At 63.6% G+C, this 19,034-nt stretch carries 9 protein-coding genes and 2 pseudogenes; 7 read left to right on the top strand and 4 right to left on the bottom strand.

Annotation, left to right across the window (positions count from 1 at the left end; all coding sequences use genetic code 11):
* Nucleotides 1-30: 30 nt before the first annotated feature.
* Nucleotides 31-689, top strand: a pseudogene (locus N0Q91_RS17985) (YggS family pyridoxal phosphate-dependent enzyme).
* 111 nt (nucleotides 690-800) lie between these two features.
* Nucleotides 801-2,708, top strand: coding sequence for a propionyl-CoA synthetase (locus tag N0Q91_RS17990; RefSeq protein WP_275597102.1), 1,908 nt, complete (start codon nucleotides 801-803; stop codon nucleotides 2,706-2,708).
* Nucleotides 2,709-2,810: 102 nt separating this feature from the next.
* On the opposite strand, the gene N0Q91_RS17995 is transcribed toward N0Q91_RS17990, so the two are convergent.
* Complete coding sequence (locus N0Q91_RS17995) at nucleotides 2,811-3,509, bottom strand: DUF1013 domain-containing protein (protein ID WP_018098706.1); 699 nt, start codon at nucleotides 3,507-3,509, stop codon at nucleotides 2,811-2,813.
* 276 nt (nucleotides 3,510-3,785) lie between these two features.
* Between N0Q91_RS17995 and acs the strand changes: the two genes are divergently transcribed.
* Nucleotides 3,786-5,735 (top strand): acetate--CoA ligase, encoded by a 1,950-nt coding sequence (gene acs, locus N0Q91_RS18000; RefSeq protein ID WP_275597103.1) that lies wholly within the window; start codon nucleotides 3,786-3,788, stop codon nucleotides 5,733-5,735.
* 171 nt (nucleotides 5,736-5,906) lie between these two features.
* On the opposite strand, the gene N0Q91_RS18005 is transcribed toward acs, so the two are convergent.
* On the bottom strand, nucleotides 5,907-6,161 hold the full coding sequence (locus N0Q91_RS18005; RefSeq protein ID WP_003531755.1) for a DUF1674 domain-containing protein: 255 nt from the start codon (nucleotides 6,159-6,161) through the stop codon (nucleotides 5,907-5,909).
* 130 nt (nucleotides 6,162-6,291) lie between these two features.
* Here N0Q91_RS18005 and htpX point away from each other — a divergent pair, with 130 nt between their 5' ends.
* The 4 genes and pseudogenes from htpX (at nucleotide 6,292) to purH (ending at nucleotide 12,267) form a co-directional block, all read left to right on the top strand.
* Nucleotides 6,292-7,251: a zinc metalloprotease HtpX gene (gene htpX / locus N0Q91_RS18010; protein WP_100672643.1), complete on the top strand. Its 960-nt coding sequence runs from the start codon at nucleotides 6,292-6,294 to the stop codon at nucleotides 7,249-7,251.
* A pseudogene (locus N0Q91_RS18015) lies at nucleotides 7,251-8,662 on the top strand (transcription antitermination factor NusB). Before htpX ends, N0Q91_RS18015 begins: the two are co-directional and overlap by 1 nt.
* A 167-nt stretch (nucleotides 8,663-8,829) precedes the next feature.
* The gene (locus tag N0Q91_RS18020) at nucleotides 8,830-10,515 is read left to right on the top strand and encodes a heparinase II/III family protein (RefSeq protein ID WP_275597104.1); all 1,686 of its coding nucleotides are present in this window, start codon (nucleotides 8,830-8,832) and stop codon (nucleotides 10,513-10,515) included.
* Between the two features lie 141 nt (nucleotides 10,516-10,656).
* A complete protein-coding gene (gene purH / locus N0Q91_RS18025) occupies nucleotides 10,657-12,267 on the top strand; it encodes a bifunctional phosphoribosylaminoimidazolecarboxamide formyltransferase/IMP cyclohydrolase (RefSeq protein ID WP_100672646.1) in 1,611 nt (536 codons plus the stop codon).
* A 336-nt stretch (nucleotides 12,268-12,603) separates the two neighbouring features.
* Here purH and N0Q91_RS18030 read toward each other — a convergent pair whose 3' ends face one another.
* Complete coding sequence (locus N0Q91_RS18030) at nucleotides 12,604-13,995, bottom strand: MFS transporter (protein WP_100672799.1); 1,392 nt, start codon at nucleotides 13,993-13,995, stop codon at nucleotides 12,604-12,606.
* A gap of 125 nt (nucleotides 13,996-14,120) precedes the next feature.
* Entirely contained in the window at nucleotides 14,121-18,908 is a 4,788-nt protein-coding gene (locus N0Q91_RS18035) for an NAD-glutamate dehydrogenase (protein WP_275597105.1), read from the bottom strand.
* Nucleotides 18,909-19,034: the final 126 nt, after the last annotated feature.

The following is a 19,034-nucleotide window of genomic DNA, read 5'->3' on the forward strand; positions in this document are numbered from 1 at the left end:
TGTCTAGACGATCTTGAACGGGAGCGTGGAATGGAAGTCGAGGAACGGCTGAACGAAGTGCTGAGCCGGATTCGCGCAAGTGAGAAGTCGGCGAAGCGTTCGGAAAATGCCGTCAGTCTGGTGGCCGTGTCGAAAACCTTCGACGCCGAGACGATCCGGCCGGTGATTGAGGCTGGCCAGCGCCTCTTCGGCGAGAACCGCGTGCAGGAGGCGCAAGCGAAATGGCCCGCGCTCAAGCGTGAGACCCCGGACATCGAGCTGCACCTGATCGGTCCGCTGCAATCCAACAAGGCTGCAGACGCCGTTGCGCTCTTCGACGTCATAGAGACGATCGACAGGGAGAAGATCGCGCGCGCGGTCGCCGCCGAAATGCAGCGCCAGGGGCGCGATATCCGCCTCTATGTTCAGGTGAACACGGGTCTCGAGCCGCAGAAAGCTGGCATCGCGCCGGACGACGCGGCCGCTTTCGTCGGGCTTTGCCGTGACGAGTTGGCTCTGAACATCGAAGGACTGATGTGCATTCCCCGCTGGACGAAAATCCGGGACCGCACTTCGCCCTGCTCGCCAAGCTTGCCGATCAGTGCGGCCTTTCCAGGCTCTCCATGGGCATGTCGGGCGATTTCGAAACGGCAATCGCCTTCGGCGCCACCGGCGTGCGGGTAGGCTCCGCCATTTTCGGAGCGCGCTGAGTTCCAATCCCATTACCCTTTGGTCGGGGTTCCCGTTTACCTCCGTTCGCCTATCTTGCGAAGTGGAGGAACCGGGCTTCTCGTCCGGAGAGCGAGTGGGAGGAAACGGATATGGCGAGCCGCTATTCCGAAGTGTATGCCGCGTGGAAGGCCGATCCGCACGGCTTCTGGGCAGATGCCGCATCGGCGATTGACTGGTTCGAGCGGCCGGCGCGCATTTTCGAGCCTGCCGGCGGCACCTATGGCCACTGGTTTCCGGACGGCGTCACCAACACCTGCCACAACTGCCTCGACCGGCATGTCGAGGCCGGCCGAGGCGAGCAGCCGGCCTTTATCTATGACAGCCCCGTCACCGGCCGGATCGAGAGGATCTCCTATGCGGAGCTGCTCGCCGATGTGAAGGCAATGGCTGCAATCTACCGCAAGCTGGGCGTCGACAAGGGCGATCGCATCATCATCTACATGCCGATGATTCCGCAGGCGGCGATCGCCATGCTCGCGGCAGCGCGGATCGGCGCGGTGCATTCTGTCGTTTTCGGCGGCTTTGCCGCCAACGAACTCGCCATGCGCATCGATGATTGCCAGGCAAAGCTCGTCGTCTCGGCAAGCTGCGGGCTGGAGCCCGGTCGGACCGTCGCCTACAAGCCTCTGCTCGATCAGGCGATCGAAACGGCCAGGCACAAGCCGGCCCATTGCCTGATCTATCAGCGCGATATGCTCGCCGCCTCGATGATTCGCGGCCGCGACATCGATTTCGCCGAGGCGCTTGCGCAGGCCAGAGACGCCGGTGAGGAAGCCTCTTGCACGCCGGTCGCCTCCACCGATCCGCTTTATGTCCTCTATACGTCCGGGACGACCGGTCAGCCGAAAGGCGTCGTGCGGGACAATGGCGGCCATATGGTCGCGCTCAAATGGTCGATGGAGAACTTCTTCGGCGTCAATGCCGGCGACGTGTTCTGGGCGGCTTCCGACATCGGTTGGGTGGTCGGTCATTCCTACATCGTCTACGGGCCGCTCCTCAACGGCTGCACGTCGATCCTCTTCGAAGGAAAGCCAGTCGGGACGCCCGACCCCGGAACCTATTGGCGCGTGATTTCCGAACACGGCGTCGCCGTCATGTTCACCGCGCCGACGGCGCTGCGAGCGATCCGGAAAGAGGATCCGGAAGCTGTCCATGCAGGCCGTTACGACCTGTCGCGGTTCCGGGCGCTCTATCTTGCCGGCGAGCGGGCCGACCCGGACACGATCCGCTGGGCGGAACGGGCGCTGAAGGTTCCGGTGATCGATCACTGGTGGCAGACGGAAACAGGATGGCCCGTCGCCGGCAATCCATTGGGTCTCGGCCTCCTGCCGGTAAAATACGGTTCCCCGGCGGTTCCCCTCCCCGGCTACGACGTGCAGGTCGTCGACGACGCGGGCCACCCGGTGGAAACCGGCACGCTCGGCAATGTCGTGATCAAGCTGCCTTTGCCGCCCGGCTGCCTGCCGACGCTCTGGAATGCCGATCACCGCTTCCATGCGGCCTATCTCGAGGAATATCCCGGCTTCTACAAAACGGCGGATGCCGGCTATCTCGACGAGGACGGCTATATCTTCATCATGGCGCGGACCGACGACATCATCAACGTTGCGGGACACCGGCTGTCGACGGGGGCCATGGAAGAGGTTTGCGCCAGCCATCCGGATGTCGCCGAATGCGCCGTGATCGGCATCGCCGATCCCCTCAAGGGGCAGGTGCCGGCGGGCTTCCTGGTCATCAACGCCAATGTTTCCCGTGAAACAGAAGAAATCGAGAAGGAGGTCATCGGCCTCGTGCGCGAGCGCATCGGGCCGGTCGCCGCCTTCAGGACGGCGGTCTGCGTCAAGCGGCTGCCAAAGACGCGATCCGGCAAGATCCTGCGCTCGACGATCCAGAAGATCATCGACCGCCAGCCCTGGACGATGCCGGCGACGATCGACGATCCGTCGATCCTCGACGAGATTACCGAACTGTTGCGGTCCAAGGGGATTGGCGTTTAGAGCACTTCCAGGAAAGCGTGTAACGGTTTTCCGTCAGCGACGGTCAATAAAAAACCCGGATGTTGCGATCCGGGTTTTCTCATCTCGCAGATGGCGAACCGATCAGTAGTCGTCTTCCTCGTCGTCCTTGCGGTCCGACTTCAGCGACTTCAGCTTGGCGAAGACGGCATCGGCGTCGATTTCCTTCTCCTCTTCGCGATCGTGGCCGTAGTCGAGCTTCTCGGTCTCCTGCGCGGATTCGAGCGTCGCGCCGGTCTCGGCTGCGGAAGGAAGCGGGCGCCCCTTGGAGGCGCGCTCGACCTCCAGGTCCAGGTCGATCTGCGAGCAGAGGCCGAGAGTCACCGGGTCCATCGGCGTCAGGTTGGCGGAGTTCCAGTGGGTGCGCTCGCGAATCTGCTCGATCGTCGCCTTCGTCGTGCCGACAAGACGCGAGATCTGCGCGTCCTTCAGTTCCGGATGGTTGCGGACCAGCCACAGAATGGCGTTCGGGCGGTCCTGACGCTTGGAGACCGGCGTGTAGCGCGGGCCCTTGCGCTTGGAGTCCGGGACGCGGACCTTCGGCTCCGAAAGCTTGAGTTTGTGATTCGGATTTCCTTCGGCGCGTGCGATCTCGTCGCGCGAAAGCTGGCCGGTAGCGATCGGATCGAGGCCCTTGATACCCTGCGCCGATTCACCGTCGGCAATCGCCTTGACCTCGAGCGGGTGCAGCTTGCAGAACTGCGCGATCTGGTCGAACGAGAGTGCGGTGTTGTCAACCAGCCAGACGGCTGTTGCCTTGGGCATAAGCAGTTGCTGAGCCATGGATATAGTCCTTTTGTCCGTCCGCGCCGGTGTCGCGGGCCGTGGAGTCTACCACTCATTTCCGGGAATTGGGGGTTCTATACCGTTCTTGTCTCGAAATTGCAATTCTTCACTTTCAAATGTGCTTTTGTCTAATTGCGGACCGGAAGCGACCTGCTTATGAATTGTCGCAAAGGACCGGTGGGAGCCGATCCAGGGCGGAATGAGGAACTCTGTGCGCAGTTTTCCGCCGGTATCCGCCCATGATCTGACCAGAAATGCGCAGGGAGGAAAATTATGGACGTCAAGACCTACCCGGTCCTAGAAGCGGCCAGGAACCGCACGCTGCTCGACAATGCGACCTATCTCGAATGGTATCGCGAGAGCGTTGCCGATCCGGAGAAGTTTTGGGGCGAGCACGGCAAGCGGATCGAATGGTTCGAGCCCTATACAAAGGTCAAGAATACCTCCTTCGAGGGCGATGTCTCGATCAAGTGGTTCGAAGACGGACTGACCAATGTGTCCTACAATTGCATCGACCGTCACCTGAAGACGCACGGCGACAAGACCGCGATCATCTGGGAGGGAGACAATCCCTATCTCGACAAGAAGATCACCTATAACGAGCTGTACGACAGGGTCTGCCGTCTTTCCAACGTCATGAAGAAGCACGGCGTCAAGAAGGGCGACCGCGTCACCATCTACATGCCGATGATCCCCGAAGCGGCCTATGCGATGCTCGCCTGCGCGCGCATAGGCGCGATCCATTCGGTCGTTTTCGGCGGCTTTTCGCCCGAGGCGCTGGCCGGCCGAATCGTCGATTGCGAGTCCACCTTCGTGATCACCTGCGACGAGGGCCTGCGCGGCGGCAAGCCGATTCCGCTCAAGGAGAATACCGATACGGCGGTCGATATCGCTGCCAGGCAGCACGTAATGGTCAGCAAGGTCCTGGTCGTGCGCCGCACCGGCGGCAAAGTCGGCTGGGCTCCGGGCCGCGATCTCTGGTATCATCAGGAGACCGCGACGGTGGAGCCGCATTGCCCGCCGGAAAAGATGAACGCGGAGGACCCGCTCTTCATCCTCTATACGTCCGGCTCGACCGGCAAGCCGAAGGGCGTGCTGCACACGACCGGCGGCTATCTCGTCTACGCTTCGATGACGCATCAATACGTGTTCGACTACCGGGACGGCGACATCTACTGGTGCACGGCCGATGTCGGCTGGGTCACCGGCCACTCCTACATCGTCTACGGGCCGCTCGCCAATGCGGCGACGACGCTGATGTTCGAGGGCGTGCCGAACTTCCCCGACGCGGGACGGTTCTGGGAAGTGGTCGACAAGCACAAGGTCAACATCTTCTACACCGCGCCGACCGCGATCCGCTCGCTGATGGGAGCGGGCGACGATTTCGTCAAGCGCTCCTCACGCTCTTCGCTGCGCCTGCTCGGAACGGTCGGCGAACCGATCAATCCGGAAGCCTGGGAGTGGTACTATCACGTTGTCGGCGACGAGCGTTGCCCTATCGTCGATACCTGGTGGCAGACTGAGACCGGCGGCATACTGATCACGCCGCTGCCGGGGGCCACCGATCTCAAACCCGGCTCGGCGACGCGGCCCTTCTTCGGCGTCCAGCCGCAGATCGTAGACAGTGACGGCAAGGTCGTAGAGGGCGCGGCCGACGGCAACCTCTGCATCACCGACAGCTGGCCCGGGCAGATGCGGACGGTCTATGGCGACCACGAACGCTTCATCCAGACCTACTTCTCCACCTACAAGGGCAAGTATTTCACGGGTGACGGCTGCCGCCGCGACGAGGACGGCTACTATTGGATCACCGGCCGTGTCGACGACGTGCTGAACGTCTCCGGCCACCGGCTCGGCACGGCGGAGGTGGAATCGGCGCTCGTCTCGCACAACCTCGTTTCCGAGGCGGCGGTCGTCGGCTATCCGCATCCGATCAAGGGTCAGGGGATCTATTGCTACGTTTCGCTGATGGCCGGCGAGGTCGGAGACGACGAACTGCGCCAGGCGCTCGTCAAGCACGTCCGCTCGGAGATCGGGCCGATCGCGACGCCGGACAAGATTCAGTTCGCCCCCGGCCTGCCGAAAACACGCTCGGGCAAGATCATGCGCCGGATTCTCCGCAAGATCGCCGAGGACGATTTCGGTTCGCTCGGCGACACGTCGACGCTCGCAGATCCAGGTGTCGTCGACGACCTGATCGCCAATCGTCAGAACCGCGCGTGATGTGAGCTGGGTGGCGAGAGCCACTTATCCCGCTGCCGCACCTTCTCCCCGCAAGCGGGGCGAAGGGGCATTGCGGGGAGAAGGTTAGGATGAGGGGCTCAACCCCGCCCTCCACCAGCCCCGAACGCAGCGCTCGATTCGCTACCGAAACGAAATTGAAACGACCTGCCCTCAGAAATCGATCGCGCGGCCCTTGATCTCCCAATCGCCGAAGCGAGCCGGGTCGAGGCCGCCGCGTCCGCCCAGTTCCGCCGGCATATCCTTCGGCGCTTCGGCACGTCGCCTCTCTTCGGCCTCCTTCAGAGCGCGCAGCGCTGCCGGGGAAAGCGGACGTTTGGGGCGGTCGGGAGAATTGTCGTTGTCGTTCTGCATACCGGTCGCGGTTTCCGTAACGATATTGAAGAGCTGGCCGTTTATACCCATCATATAGGCACTTCCGTGTGAACGGAAACGCTTGATTCACGTGAAACCTTTGCGCGTACCGAATGGAACGAAGCGGCTGCAAGCGGCTTTCCAGGAGGCGCGGAAAGGACACCGATATGGTTGGAGCTCATTCATGAACCTCATGCGCACGGCAATGCTGCTTGCCTTCATGACCGTCCTCTTCATGGCCGTCGGCTATGTCATCGGCGGCCGCGGTGGCATGATGATCGCCCTCGTCATCGCCGCGGGCATGAACTTCTTCTCCTACTGGAATTCCGACCGGATGGTCCTGCGGATGTACCGGGCGCAGGAGGTGGACGAGCGCAGCGCGCCGGAATATTACGGCATTGTCCGCGATCTGGCGAAGAATGCCGGCCTGCCGATGCCGCGCGTCTACGTCATCGACAGCCCGCAGCCGAATGCCTTCGCCACCGGCCGCAATCCCGAGAACGCTGCGGTCGCCGCTTCGACGGGATTGCTGCATTCGCTCTCCTACGAAGAGGTTGCCGGGGTTATGGCGCATGAGCTCGCCCATATCCAGTATCGCGACACTTTGACGATGACGCTGACGGCGACGCTCGCCGGTGCGATTTCCATGCTTGGCAATTTCGCCTTCTTCTTCGGTGGCAACCGCGAGAACAACAATCCGCTCGGCTTCATCGGCGTGCTGATCGCGATGATCGTCGCCCCGCTCGCGGCCATGCTGGTACAGATGGCGATCAGCCGTACACGCGAATATTCCGCCGACCGCCGCGGCGCGGAGATCTGCGGCAATCCACTCTGGCTTTCCTCGGCGCTTCGCAAGATCGCCGGTGCCGCGCAGGTCATCCATAACAATGACGCCGAGCGCAATCCGGCGACGGCGCATATGTTCATCATCAATCCCCTCTCGGGCGAGCGGATGGACAATCTGTTCTCGACCCATCCGAACACGGAGAACCGGGTGGCGGCTCTGGAGAGAATGGCCCGCGAGACGTCCACGGGCTCGACGGCGCCGGTCCGCCCTGATAATGCAGGGCGCAAATCGCGCTCTGTCCCGAGAACCGGCTGGGGTCGCGGTGGTTCCGAACCGCCGAAAGGCCCCTGGTCCTGATGCCCGAAAACCGCAAGAACGATTCACGTCCGAAACGATCCCGCGAGCACAATCGCTCAAGAGCGGGAGGAGCCCGGCCCGACGCCGATGCCGCGGCCAAACCGGGCTTGAAGAGCCGCCAGGCGGCTGCCAAGATCCTGGCAGCGGTGGTGGACCGCAAGACGCCGCTCGACGGAATGCTCGATCCGGAGCGCGGGAACCCGGCCTATCGCGAGTTGAGCGAAGCAGATCGCGCGCTGGTGCGCGCCATTCTCAACTCGGCACTCCGCCATCTGCCGCGCATTCGCGCGGCCATCGACTCGCTTCTGCAAACGCCTCTCCCCGAGGGTGCGCGGGCTCTCGAACACGTGCTTACCGTTGCCGCCGCGCAGATTCTCTATCTCGAGGTTCCGGATCATTCGGCAGTCGATCTCGCAGTGGAACAGGCCCAGTCCGACCCGCGCAACCGCCGCTTCGCAAGCCTCGTCAACGCCGTATTGCGGCGGCTTTCGCGTGAAAAGGACGAAATTCTCGAAAAGCTGCAGCAAGTGCCGGCGATGCCCGGCTGGTTCTTCGACAGGCTCGTCGCCTGTTACGGTCCCGACCAGGCCGAGCGCATCTCCGAGGCGCAGCTCGTTCCCGCCGCCATTGACGTGACCGTGAAATCCGATGCGGCGTCCTGGGCGGAACGGCTCGCTGGCACCGTGTTGCCGACCGGCTCCGTTCGTCTTCAGGACTTCTCCGGTTCGATCCCGTCGCTTTCAGGCTTTTCGGAAGGGGCCTGGTGGGTCCAGGACGCGGCTGCTTCCATTCCGGCCCGCCTTTTCGGCGATATTCACGGGAAAAAGGTGGTCGATCTCTGCGCTGCGCCCGGCGGCAAGACGGCGCAGCTTGTCCTCGCGGGGCGGAGGTGACTGCGCTCGATCAGTCGTCAAGCCGGTTGCGGCGGCTCAAGGCGAACCTCGAGCGGCTGGGCTTCGAGGCCCGGACCAAGGAGAGCGACATGGCCGAGTTCCGGCCGGAAGAGCTCTTTGACGCGGCGCTTCTCGACGCCCCCTGCTCCTCGACGGGCACCACCCGGCGGCATCCCGACGTGCTCTGGACGAAAGGCCCGCCGGACGTCGAGAAGCTTGCCAGGCTGCAGGAACGGCTGCTGCGGCATGCGCTTACCCTGGTGAAGCCCGGCGGCCTCATCGTCTTTTCCAATTGCTCGCTCGACCCGCTGGAGGGCGAGGAGGTCGTCGCCCGCGTCGTCGCCGACGGCGGATGCGAACGGGTGCCGATCGACGCAGCCGATTGGCCGGGGCTCGAAAAGGCGATCACCCCGCTTGGAGAGTTCCGCACGACACCTGCGATGCTTCCACTGGAACCGCCCTTCGCCGGTGGCCTCGATGGTTTTTATGCCGCCGTGCTGCGCCGTGAGGGAGCCTGAGGGCGCTCATCAACAGACTGTTTTGCTTTGACAATTGACGCCCTCGGACGGCCCGCCTATCAATGGCGACAGGGTTGATAAATATTTAATGATCTTTCCCGCACGATTCCGATCTTCTGCATGATCCTCGAATCGGCTCCGGTTGAAGAGGAAACCCACGGGCGCCGATGACGTTTTCCAGTAAAACAAGGCTCCTATATTTGTATTTGCGCGAAGGCCAACGCCGATTGGCGCGCCTGCTTTCGCGCGGAAAGACGGCGGCGCTGCGCGTTGCAGGCTCTACGCCCGCCCGTCTGATCGTCGCACCCACGGATCTTCGGGCCATCGATCCCTTCGCCGCCGAAGAGATTCTCGCGGGTCGCTTTCCGCTCGCCGGCCGCGCCCTGGATACCGAAGGCGAGTCGCCTTTCGAAATCGACCTGCCGTCGCACGAGTTCGCGGTTCGCCTTCATTCCTTCGGCTGGCTGAGGCACATGCGGGCGATCCAGGACGAGGCCGGCTCGATCAGGCTGCGCCAGATCATGGACGACTGGATCGGCAGCCATGGCCGAAGCATCGGCGAAATCTCGTGGGAAGCGGATGTGGTCGCGCAGCGCGTCATCGCCTGGCTGTCCCATTCGCCGGTGGTGCTGCGTAATGCCGAGCACGGTTTCTATCGCCGCTTCCTGAGAAGCCTTGCCCTTCAGGTCCGCTACCTCCGGAATGTCGCCGAGACCGTGACCGACGGAGAGGCGCGCCTGAGGGTTCGCCTGGCACTCGCCATGGCCTCCGTTTCGATGCCGGCTACGGCTTCGGCTATCCGCAAGGCGTCGCGCAATCTGGATCTGGAGCTGGAGCGGCAGCTTCTGCCTGACGGGGCGCATTTCTCCCGAAACCCCCGGGCCGGGCTCGAGCTGCTGCTCGATCTGCTGCCGCTGCGCCAGACCTATGTCAATCTCGGCCACGACGTGCCTTCGAGGCTCATCCCCTGCATCGACCGCATGTATCCGGCGCTCCGCTTCTTCCGCCACCAGAGCGGGGAGCTCGCCCTCTTCAACGGCGCGACATCGGTTCTCGCCCATGAGCTCGCCTCGGTGCTCAGATATGACGAGACGTCCGGCGAGCCGTTCCGGTCGTTGCCGCACGCCCATTACGAACGCCTGTCGATGGGCGATACCGTCATCATCATGGACACTGGGCGTCCGCTTTCGGTCGACCTGTCGCGAACCGTCCATGCCGGCTGCCTCTCCTTCGAGATGTCCTCCGGCAGAAATCGCTTCGTCGTCAACTCCGGCGCGCCGAAATTCGCCGGCGAACGATTCAGGCAGATGGCGCGCACGACCGCCGCGCATTCCACCGTCACCGTCGACGACACGTCTTCCTGCCGCTTTTCGCAGTCGCGGTTTCTGGGCCCGATCATGATCAGCGGCCCCTCGCGCGTCACGGTCGAGAGAAAGGACGAGCCGGGAAGCATCGAGCAGGTCAAAGCGAGTCACGACGGCTACCTTGCGCCCTTCGGCCTGATCCACGAGCGCGACATCGGAATTCTCAATGGCGGGCGGTTGATCCGCGGCCGCGACCGCCTGCTGCTGGAGGATGGCAGCGATCCGGCAAATGACGACGACGCGGCCGCGGTCGCCCGTTTCCACATCCATCCGGCAATCGGCATGCGCCGGCACAGCGAGAGCGAGATTTATCTGACGGCGCCCGACGGAGAGACATGGCTCTTCGCCTGTCGCGACGGTGCGCTCGCGATTGAGGAGGATATCTTCTTCGCCGATCCCTCCGGCGTTCGCGCCTCGTCGCAGATAAGCGTGACCTTCTCCGCCGCCTCGCAGCCGGAGATCCAGTGGACTTTCACGCGGGAGGGATGACCCCGAAACTGCGCCGGGCCTATTTTCCCGTTGTTGCGGCGCCGAAGGTTCCTTCCGGCAACAAGCTATGCTAACGGGCAGCCATCCCAATCGCCGGAACTTCCTCCCTACGCGTCCGGCGCTGCCAAAGGAGCAAGGTCGATGGCTGTCGCCTCCAAGAAAATCCCCGCCCCGGACGAGGTCCGGATCAAAACCGCCCTCCTTTCGGTCTCCGACAAGACGGGCATCGTCGAACTCGCCCGCGCCCTCAACGACAAGGGCATACGGCTGGTATCGACCGGCGGTACGCACAAGGCGCTTGCCGATGCCGGCCTTCCCGTCAGCGACGTCTCGGAGCTGACCGGCTTTCCGGAAATCATGGACGGGCGCGTCAAGACCCTTCACCCAGGCGTCCATGGAGGTCTTCTCGCGATCCGCGACGACGCGGAGCATGCGGATGCCATGAGCGCGCACGGCATCACCGCGATCGATCTCGCCGTCATCAATCTCTATCCCTTCGAAGACGTCCGCGCCAAAGGCGGCGACTACCCGACCACGGTCGAGAATATCGATATCGGCGGCCCCGCAATGATCCGGGCATCGGCCAAGAACCATGCCTATGTGACGATCGTCACCGACCCGGCGGACTATTCGCCGCTGCTCGAGGAAATCGCAGACGGGACGACGCGCTACGCCTTCCGCCAGAAGATGGCGGCCAAGGCCTATGCCCGCACGGCCGCCTATGATGCGGCGATCTCCAACTGGTTTGCCGAGGTGCTCGACACGCCCATGCCGCGCCACCGGGTTCTCGGCGGCGTGCTCAGGGAGGAGATGCGCTACGGCGAAAACCCGCACCAGAAAGCCGGATTCTACGTCACCGGCGAGAAACGGCCGGGAGTGGCTACGGCGGCGCTGCTGCAGGGCAAGCAGCTCTCCTACAACAACATCAACGATACCGATGCCGCCTTCGAACTGGTGGCGGAATTCCTGCCGGAAAAGGCACCGGCCTGCGCCATCATCAAGCATGCCAATCCCTGCGGCGTTGCGACCGCGCCCTCGCTCGCGGAAGCCTATCGCCGGGCGCTCGCCTGCGATTCGACCTCGGCATTCGGCGGCATCATCGCGCTCAACCAGGAACTGGACGCCGAGACTGCGGAAGAGATCGTCAAACTCTTCACCGAGGTCATCATCGCGCCGTCGGTCAGCGACGACGCGAAAGCCGTCATCGCCCGCAAACCGAACCTGCGGCTGCTTGCGACCGGCGGCCTGCCGGATCCGCGCACGCCCGGCCTGACGGCGAAGACGGTCGCCGGCGGTGTGCTCGTCCAGACGCGCGACAACGGTATGGTAGAGGACCTGGAGCTCAAGGTGGTCACCAGGCGTGCGCCGACGGCACAGGAGCTCGAAGACATGAAGTTCGCCTTCAAGGTGGCGAAGCACGTCAAGTCCAACGCCATCGTCTATGCCAAGGACGGCCAGACGGCGGGCATCGGCGCCGGCCAGATGAGCCGCGTCGATTCCGCCCGCATCGCTGCCATAAAGGCAGAAGAAGCGGCCAAGGCGCTCGGCCTCGCCGAGCCGCTGACGCGCGGTTCGGCCGTCGCCTCGGAAGCCTTCCTCCCCTTCGCCGACGGTCTTCTGTCAGCCATCGCGGCCGGCGCAACCGCCGTCATCCAGCCGGGTGGTTCGATGCGCGACGAAGAAGTGATCGCGGCGGCGGACGAACACAATGTCGCGATGGTCTTCACAGGCATGCGGCATTTCCGGCACTAGAGCCCTTTTGTCTAATGCACTTCCGGGCGGAAAACCGTGACACCTGGAAGTGCTCTAACGCCTTAAGATACCGCCGCGGCTTATTTGATTTCCTCATTCCTGTGCCCGTCACAGAAATCCAGCCAGACCAAGTTCTTGGGCTGAAAGAACGCTTCCCGCGCCGCAGACGCGGCGCTGCTCTCATCCCTGTGACAAGTACAGGAATGAGGATGAGGAGAGATTGCAACCCTCCTTAGGTCGTTTCGACCTGAAACATGAACGTGATCTATTCCAAGACGTTAAGACGCCGGATGCGGAGGAAAACCACATCCCGCTCCGGCCTCCTGCTCGACATTCCTATCGCGGCCGGTGCGCCGGATAGGGGGTCCGCAGGAGGATCACGAGACCGACGGCGAAAAAGGCCACCAGCGCCATCATGCCGATCCGGGCCGAACCGGTCATAAGCGTGATCGTCGCGACCGAGGCGGGCGCCAGGAACGAGGTGGCGCGGCCGGAAAGGGCGTAAAGACCGAAATAGCGCCCGGCTTCGTCGGGCGAGACACTGCGCGCGAGGTAGGATCGGGACGAGGCCTGGACCGGCCCGAAGGCGACGCCGACGAGCAGGCCGTAAAGAATATAGGCCTTTTCGGCGGCGGTGCCGAAGAGGCCGCCCGAGTCCGTCGAGCCAAGCGGGACAAGCCCGAAGAGCGTGAAACCGGGCCCCGTGGAGACGATGCCGAGCGTGGCGATCGTCAATGAGACGAGGCTTGCGACGACGATCGTCTTGGAGCCGAGCCGTGCATCGAGCCTGCTCGCATAAAGGCAGCCGAAAATCGCCACGACGTTCAGGATGATGCCGTATAGCCCGAGTTCCATCGTCTGCCATCCGAACATTCCGGCCGCGAAGGTGCCGCCGAGCGCGAGCAGTCCGTTGACGCCGTCCTGGAAGATCATTCGGGCAATCAGGAACCGCAAGATGCCGGCCCTCTCCTTGAGTTCGGCAAGCGTGCCCTTCAGTTCCTCGAAGCCCCGAGCGGTTGCTTTCGCCATCGACATCGTTGCCCTGGTCGCATCCGGCGTGAAGAGGAACATCGGCAGGATGAAAACCATGTACCAGGCGGCGGAAATGGGGCCGGTGATGCGGGCGTCTTCGCCCTTTGCCGGATCGAGCCCGAACAGAGGTTCGAGTCCGATCGCCGTCTTGCCGGTCTGCGGGTTCCCGGCAATCAGCGCGACCACGGCGATCAGCACGATCATGCCGCCGAGATAGCCGAGGCCCCAGGCGATGTTGGAGATGCGCCCCACTTCCTTTTCGCTGACGAGCCGCGTCATCATCGAATCGTTGAAGACGATGGAAAATTCGGCGGCCACCGTCGCCAGCGCAAGAAAGACCGCCGTATAGATCAGGGACGAGCCCGGCGCCGCGTTCCAGAGCAGGGCGAGCGAGATGATCTTCACGGCCGCGAAAAAGGCGATCCACGGCTTTCGCGGGCCGGCCGCATCGGCAATGGCGCCGAGGACCGGCGAAAGCAGAGCGATCACGATCCCCGCAATGGTCAGCGTATAGCCCCAGACCGCCTGCCCATGGGCGGGATCGGCCGTTAGCCGGGAAACGAAATAGGGCGCGAAGATGAAGGTGGTGATCACGGTGAAGAAGGGTTGCGCGGCCCAGTCGAACAGCATCCAGCCGGCAATGCCGAGACGGGAAGTCCGAGGCCGCTCCTCCATTCGCCCAGCCGCGATATCCACTTCATCCCTCCCCGGCACTTGCGCAAGCGCGCCGCGTTCGTGGGCGGCGGGCAGGGCAATGAAGAACAACCTTCGACCGGGGCGGAATTGGTCCCTCCGGCCGAGTTATGGCCGGAGGGACTGTGTCATTTCGTCCAGCCGCGTGCAAGATCGCTGAGGAGACCGGCTGCGACAGTGACCTTGGCGAGCGTCGTTTCGCCCTTTTCGGTCAGGAGCCTCAGCTGGTCGCCGACAGTGGCGACGCGTTGGCGATCGCGATCCTGCCAGGCGAGAACGGGGTTTCGCTCGCCCTTATGCTCGACCAGGGCGGCGATGGTGATATCGCGGCGTGCGGTGCCGATATCGCCGACCGCCCGCGAGAGCGCCATCGACTCGAACTGCTCGGTGGCGGGCACGCGGTCGGCGGCCGCCAGCAGGCGGTTGATCCTCAGGCTCTCGGTGACGGTGAAATAGGCCTGGGCGGTGCGGCTCAGCGGCTCGCCGGTTACCGTGGCGATCTGCATGATCTCAGGGACCAGGGTCATGAGCGACAGTTCGGCGATTTCCTCGGCAAGCTTTGCCGGCACGCCGTTTTCGATGAAGCCGGCGGCCCTCAGGCGAGCTTCCTCGGCACCCTCCCTGGATATCGCCGCCCGCATGGTGCCGCGCAGCTTCTGCAGCCCGTCGCGAAGCCGGGCAACCGCTTCGGCCACGGAGCCCTCGGAGGCGCGGGTGCGCAGCGCCCGTTCGGCGACGAGCGCAAAGATACGCCCCACCTCGTGATAGAGCCGGTTCTGGATCACGCCGCTGATCCTGTTGTCGAGCGCGTCGATCTCGCCGTAGATGCGCGGCAGATCGAAGCCATCCAGGGCCAGTACCGCTGCCTTCACGACATCGGCGGAGAGGAAGCCGGTGGCATCCGTCAGCGTCGAAACGAAAGCCGGGCCGCCGCGGTTTATCGTTTCGTTGGCGAGTACGGTCGCGATGATTTCGCGGCGCAGCCGGTGCCCGTGAATGTCGCCGGCATAGGCCTTGCGCATCTTTGCGGGGAAGTAGCGCTCCAGGGTCGCCGTGAAATAGGGGTCGTCCGGAAGCTCGCTGACGAGCAGCTCGTCGAAGAGCACCAGTTTCGCATAGGAGAGCAGCACGCCGATCTCCGGGCGCGTGAGCGGCCGGCCCGCCTGGTAGCGCTCGCTCATCGCCTGGTCGGTCGGCAGGGTCTCGACCTTGCGGTTGAGGTGGCCGTCGGCCTCCAGCCGCGCCATCAGCCGCGCCAGCGGCGTGCGGTTGGCGAGGCCCTGCATCTCGGTGAGCGAGATCGCTAGCGACTGCTGGTAGTTGTTGCGCAGCACGAGATGTCCCACCTCGTCCGTCATCGATGCCAGAAGCGTGTTGCGCTTGGGGCGGGTCAGGCGGCCTTCGCGCATGGCGGAGGCAAGCGCGATCTTGATGTTGACCTCGACGTCGGAGGAATTGACGCCGGCCGAGTTGTCGATGGCATCGGAGTTGCAGCGCCCGCCATTGAGCGAGAAGCCGATCCGGCCTTTCTGGGTGACGCCGAGATTGGCGCCCTCGCCGATCACGCGCGCCCGCACGTCCTCGGCGGAGACGCGGATCGCGTCGTTGGCGCGGTCGCCGACCTCCGCATCCGTCTCGTTGGTGCCCCGCACATAGGTGCCGATGCCGCCGAACCAGAGCAGGTCGACCGGGCTCTTCAGGATCGCGCTCATGATCTCGAAGGGCGTCGCCTTCGACTTGTCGATGCCGATCGCCGCCATCGCTTCGGGGGTGAGTGTCACCAGTTTTTCCGAACGCGAAATGATCATCGCACCGGGCGAGAGCGTCTTACGGTCATAGTCCTGCCAGCTGGAGCGCGAAAGCGCGAACATTCGCTTGCGCTCGGCAAAGGAGAGATCGATATCCGGCTCGGGATCGATGAAGATATCGCGGTGATCGAAGGCGGCGATCAGCCGGATCTTTTCCGAAAGCAGCATGCCGTTGCCGAAGACGTCGCCCGACATGTCGCCGACGCCGGCGACGGTGAAGGGCGTCGTCTGGATGTCGACGTCCATTTCGCGGAAGTGCCGCTTGACGGCCTCCCACGCGCCGCGCGCCGTGATTCCCATCTTCTTGTGGTCGTAGCCGGCGGAGCCGCCTGAAGCGAAGGCGTCGTCCAGCCAGAAGTCCGCTTCCTGGGCGAGCGCATTCGCCGTGTCGGAGAAGGTTGCCGTTCCCTTGTCGGCGGCAACGACGAAATAGGGGTCGTCGCCGTCGAGCCGCAGCGTGTCCTCCGGGGGAACGACGTCCTGGCCGACAATATTGTCGGTGACGGAGAGCAGCGTGCGGATATAGGTCTTGTACGCTTCCGTTCCCGCCTTGAAGACCTCGTCGCGGCTGCCGCCGACAGGCAGCTGCTTCGGGTAGAAGCCGCCCTTGGCGCCGACCGGAACGATGACGGCGTTCTTCACCTGCTGCGCCTTGACGAGGCCGAGCACCTCGGTCCGGTAATCCTGTGCCCGGTCGGACCAGCGAAGGCCGCCGCGCGCCACCTTGCCGAAGCGCAGATGGACGCCTTCCACTTCCGTGCCGTAGACGAAAATCTCGCGGAAAGGCCGCGGTTCCGGCAGGCCTTCGAGCTGCTTCGGATCGAGCTTGAAGGCAAGAACCGCGCGCGGCCTGCCTTCGGCGTCCTTTTGGAAATAGTTCGTCCGGAGCGTCGACTGGACCGCATTGACGTAGCGGCGCAGGATCCTGTCCTCGTCGAGGCTGGGCACGGCCGACAGCGCCTCCTCGATGCCCGTCAGCAAGGCGTTGCACTTCTTCGTGCGCGCTTTCCCCTCCGTCGTCGGATCCATGCGCGTGGAGAAGAGGCGGAAGATGTCGGCGGCGATCGTCGGATATTTGTTCAGAGTATCGGCGATATAGCCTTGGGAATAGGTGATGCCGGCCTGGCGCAGATAGCGTGCATAGGCACGCAGCACCGTGATTTCGCGGGCGGTGAGCCCGGCAAGCAGGACCAGCCTGTTGAAATTGTCGTCCTCCGTCGTGCCGTTCCAGGCCGCCAGGAAGGCCTCCTCCAGGGCCGGGCCGATCCTGGCGAGGTTGAGCGTGTGCCCGTCGCGATGGATCAGCTCCATGTCGTGAAGGACGACCTCGCGGGGCTCGTCCCCATGGACGTGCACGCCGATGTCGTAGGTCTGCTCGCTGATGACACGGAAGCCGAGATTTTCGAGAAGCGGCACGCGGCGCGACAGCGAAACGGGCGTGTCGGCATGGAAGATCTTCAGTTCCAGCGTATCCGGCCGCTCCTGGTGTCGGTGGTAGAAGGAGATGCGGATCGGGTCGCCGGCCGTGCAGGCGGCGATGTCTACGAGGTCGGCATAGGCTTCCGCGGGCGTGAAGGCCGCCTGATAGGCTTCACCGACCGATATCTCCGTGCCCTCCTTGCGGGCGAGCAGATTGAACCGATCGATCCAGCGGGTGACGATTGCGCGGACCGCCTCTTCGAGCTTCGCCTGGGGAACCCGTGGCGTCTTGCCGCCCGAGCGGCCGATGATGAAATGGACGCGTGCAAGCCCGCCTTCGGGAAAGGCCGGGTAATAGGCCGAGACCCGGCCGTCATAGACCGTTTTCAGATAGTCGCCGATCTTTTCGCGGACGTCGGAATCGTATTGTTCGCGCGGCACGAACACGATGACCGAGACGAAGCGGTCGAAGTGGTCGATGCGCGGCAGCACCCGCACCCGGGGCCGGTCGCCGAGTTCGTTGATCTGTTCGCAGAAGGCGGCGAGCAGCCCGATGTCGATCTGGAAAAGATCGTCGCGCGGATAGGCTTCCAGCGTGTTGGCCAGCGTCTTGCCGGAATGGCTCTGCGGATCATAGCCGAAATGATCGACGATCTTCTCGATCTTGTGCCTGAGCAGCGGGATCTCCGACGCCTGCCGCGTGTAGGCCGTCGAGGTAAACAGACCGACGATGCGCAGTTCGCCGACGACGTTGCCGGAGGCGTCGAAACGCTTGATGCCGATATAGTCCATGTGGGCACGCCGGTGGACGACCGACTTCACATTGGCCTTGGTGACGATCAGGAAGTCGGGCCCCTCGAGGAAGGCGAGGATTTCCGGGGTGGTCAGCACCGCATCCTTGCCCTGGCGCAGGACCCGCACATCCGGATTGGACAGGATGCCGAGGCCCCTGCCCTTGCCGCGCTCGACCGTCGCCCGTTCGCCCTTGCCGGAATAGGTATATTCCCGCATGCCGAGGAAGGTGAAGTTGTTATCCCTTAGCCAGCGAAGGAACGCCAGCGCCTCGTCGCGGTCGCTCTTCTTGCGGGAAGCGTTGTATTCTTCGAGCTCCCGCATTGCCTGGTCGAGCAGAGCGGTCATCGCCGGCCAGTCGTGTACGGCTTGATGAACCTGCTCCAGCACATCCGAGATGCGCTTGCTCAATGAGCGTGCCTCCAGCGGGGTCAGCCTGCTCAAGTGGATTTGAATGTGGCTGACGCGGTGCTCGGGCGCGCTTTCCTCGTCCGGATCGAACAGCTTCACGGGTTTGCCGGGCTCCATCACCAGAATCGGGTGGATCGCCAGGTGGATGTCGCGGTGGGTACTCGTCACCTCTCCCATCACCGAATCGTAAAGGAAGGGCATGTTGCGTTCGGTGATCGCGATGATCGAAACCTCGATACCACCCGGTGCGACCCCTGCTACCGTCTCCACCGAGACCTGGGGCTTGCCGCCGTCCCAGCGTGCGAGTTCGCTGCGTGCGTGGGCAGCGGTGAGCGCCAGCATCTCAGGCGTGTAACGGTCGAGGTCGTCGTTGCTCGCTCCGCCGAAGAGGATTTCCGGTGGCAGTGTCTCGGCCCCGAATCTGGACCCTGCCGCCCGGGCCGCATCGATGTGCCGGTCCCGCTTCGGATTATGCTTCACGCCCATGAAATCGCTCTCCACTCATGATGGTTGAACCTAGCAGAACCATGCCCAATGGCGACCGTTTTTATGATGGATTTCGGCAAAATGGAGCCGAATTTCGGCGAAAATCACGTAGATTCGACCTAAATC

Source organism: Sinorhizobium prairiense (assembly GCF_029201645.2).
GTDB classification, from domain to species: Bacteria; Pseudomonadota; Alphaproteobacteria; order Rhizobiales; family Rhizobiaceae; genus Sinorhizobium; species Sinorhizobium meliloti_A.